Source organism: Amycolatopsis jejuensis (assembly GCF_000717335.1).
In the GTDB taxonomy this organism is placed as follows: Bacteria; Actinomycetota; Actinomycetes; order Mycobacteriales; family Pseudonocardiaceae; genus Amycolatopsis; species Amycolatopsis jejuensis.
This window is the reverse complement of record NZ_JNYZ01000100.1, coordinates 1-674: the sequence shown is the minus strand read 5'-3', so window position 1 is coordinate 674 and position 674 is coordinate 1. Positions and strand designations below refer to the sequence as shown.

Sequence of the window (674 nt, the reverse complement as noted above, 5' to 3'; positions counted from 1 at the left end):
GCGTCGGACAGCTTGACCGACGCCTTGCGCAGGTCCGTGCTGAACAGGCCGCTGCCGAGCAGGCCGCTGCCCCGCTGGTAGAGCGCGCTGCGGATGGTGCCGGCGTGGTAGGCCTCCACGGCCAGGATCCCGGCGGCCGCTTCGAGGTAGGTTTTGTTGCTGATCAGCGGGGCGGCGCCCTTGTAGGCGGTCACGCCGACGTCCTCGAACAGGAACGCGGCGAGCAGGAAGTTCTCTTCGCACGCGAAGGCGTCGAAGGCATGTCCCTTTTTCACGATTCCCGCGGCCTGCGCGGCGGCGGTGAAACTGGACTGCAGATCGATCGCCGGCCGGCTGACCGCAGCGGACCCGAGGGCGGTCCGCAGGAACGCGACGTGCGCCCTTTCGTCGCCGGCGATTTCCTGCGCATACTGGCGTGCCGCCCGGGTTTCGAACCGCACCGCACGCCCACCGGTCACGCCGCCGCGCGCGCCGGCGCCGGTCGTCATCGAGTCGGGCAGCCCCCGGCCGGTCACCGCGTGCAGGTAGAACTCGGCCTCGAGATACTCCAGATTGAGCGCGAAGTTGAGCACCGCGCCGTCGCTGACCTCACCGGAGTCCTGCGCGACCGGAGCGGCCTGGCGCACGGCGGCTGCGGCCGGGCCGGCGAACCCGCCGATCCCGGCCAGCGCGCC

Annotated in this window: 1 protein-coding gene; it reads right to left on the bottom strand. The window is 71.7% G+C overall.

Annotated features, from left to right (window positions below; translation table 11 throughout):
• Positions 1 to 668: ferritin-like domain-containing protein (locus OO71_RS45920; RefSeq protein WP_084145843.1), on the bottom strand; the 668-nt coding region annotated here is incomplete at its 3' end.
• Positions 669 to 674 lie beyond the last annotated feature (6 nt).